Genomic DNA, 2,206 nt, shown 5'->3' on the forward strand with positions numbered 1-2,206 from the left:
AGCCGCCGCGCCAGCTCCGGTGAGCGCTGGCCCACCCGGAGCGCCGCGTCGAGCGCCGCTTCCGTCAGGGGCATGACCGCCCAGGGATCCTGGCGCAAGGCCGTGAACGCGCGCTCCAGCAGCGCGGCCGCCTGGGCATCCTGCCCCTGGGACTCCATCAGCAGGGCCTCCAGCATGTCCGCGTCCGCGGGACGGCGGGGCCGCAGCGCCCGCACGGCCGCGAGCGCCGCCGGATGCTGGGTCATCACCAGGGCGCGGGCCAGCGAGTACTCCTCCTGGGGGCCCCGGGGCTGCCGCTTCAGCTCCTGCCACAGGGACAGCACCTGGGCGTCCTGGCCCGCCATCACGGCGTTGACGAAGGCCTCGTAGGGCCGGCCCTGTTCGGAGACCTGGCCCGGCACGGCGGGCCCCAGCCACAGCCGCAGCTCGTCCACGCGGTTCCAGTCCGGGGCTCCATTCGTGAACTCCAGCCGGTCCAGCTCGAGCCGCCGCGCGACGCGGCGCAGGTCCAGCGTGGAGAAGAGGGTGGTGCGGCCCACGCTGCGCGCGAAGGCGAACTCCATGGAGGACAGGTCGTCCGTGTTGATCATCTCCGCGCCGCGCTCCGCCGCCAGCCTGGCCAGCCCCGAGTTCCCCACGAAGTGGGCCAGCACGCCCTCCAGCTCGTCCGTCCGCCACACCGCGTGCAGGGCGGTGCGGTAGGGCTCCTCGGCGATGCGGGCGCGCAGCTTCGCCAGGTCGTGCGTCAAAGGCTGCATGGAGGCGACCAGCACCAGGTCCCCGCTGAGCGTGTACCAGGTCTCCACGGCCGCGAACTCCGAGGACAGCGTGGCATAGGCGCTCTGGATGGTGAGGGCGTCCACCTCGTAGGCCTGGAGCCACTGCAGGAACAGGCCCCCTTCGGCCAGCCGCTGCTTCGCGGCCTGGTAGAACTCGCGCGTGAAGAGGCTGGAGATGCCGGCGCGGTACGGGTTGGAGGGCTCGGAGAAGATGATGTCGTAGCGCTGGGGGGTGGTGAGCAGCACCTCGCGCGCGTCCCCGATGGAGGTGTGCACCTTCGGGTTGTCCATCACGTTCGCGTTCACCGCGTGGCAGCGGCGCGCCACCTCCAGGATGGCGGGTTCAATCTCCACGACGTCCACGCGCTCCATGCCCCGCACCTGGCCCAGCCAGCCCGCGGTGCTGCCCGTGCCCAGGCCGATGACGAGCGACGTGCGGGGATCCGGGTGCAGCATCGCGCCGATGAGGCCCGACATGATCTGGGTGGACCCGTCGCTGATGGCGTTGCCGTCCACCTTGCCGTTGACGACGAAGTTGAGGCCGTTGCTCTCCGCGAGCGCGACGCTGCTCTCCACGCCCTCGTGCTCCCAGGTGACCTCGGCGCGCGCGGCGGCCAGGAACCGGTCGATCTGCTGGCGGTCGGGTTCCCGCAGTCCCGAGCGGCCCGCGCCCACGCCCGAGTGCCGCCACGCGGCGGTGGGGCCCTGTGCGGTGAGCAGCAGCACGGCGAGCCCGGTGGCCAGCACCGGCACCACCAGCGCTCCGCGTGACGCTCCCGCTGGAAGGAGAGCACCGCGGCGCCCAGGCCCAGCGCGGCGAGCAGCCCCGCCGCGGCCTGCCACGTCACCGGCGCGGTGAGCAGCGGAATCACCCCGAAGCCGCCCGCGAGCGACCCCACGATGGAGCCTCCCGTGTTCCACGCGTACATCTGCCCCACCTGCCGGCCCGCGTCCTGCCGGCCCCGCCCGATGAGCGCCAGCAGCAGCGGGAACTGCACGCCGGACACGAACGCGGCGGGCAGCACCACGACGGAGGTGATGAACGTCCACCCCAGCGCCATGCCCCACAGGCCCAGGCCCCCCATGGGACGCAGCAGCGCGGCGAGGATGGCCAGCCAGTCGCCCAACGCGAAGGGGACCGCCATCAGCACGGCCTCGGCGGCGCAGGTGAGCGCGAAGGCCTGGAGCGTGGCGGGGCGGTGGCGGAAGAAGAGGGTGTACGCGGTGCCGCCCAGCCCGATGCCCAGCAGCGCCATCGCGAGGATGATGCCGAACGTGAAGGTGGTGCCGCCCAGGATGGGCCCGAGCATCCGGTACCAGACCAGCTCCATCAGCAGGAACGCGAAGCCCACGAGCGCGGCGGCCACGAGCACGAAGCTCCGGGGCGGCAGCGCGCCGCCGTCGGCCACGGGAGCCGCGGCCACGGG

1 protein-coding gene is annotated in these 2,206 nt (G+C 73.1%); it reads right to left on the minus strand.

The window, feature by feature from the left end; translation table 11 throughout:
• Nucleotides 1-1,355 (minus strand): spermidine synthase (locus ACLEQD_RS41835; RefSeq protein ID WP_410391497.1); only part of this gene is annotated, 1,355 nt, incomplete at its 3' end.
• Nucleotides 1,356-2,206: the final 851 nt, after the last annotated feature.

The organism is Corallococcus sp. 4LFB (assembly GCF_046520365.1).
Taxonomy (GTDB): domain Bacteria; phylum Myxococcota; class Myxococcia; order Myxococcales; family Myxococcaceae; genus Corallococcus; species Corallococcus caeni.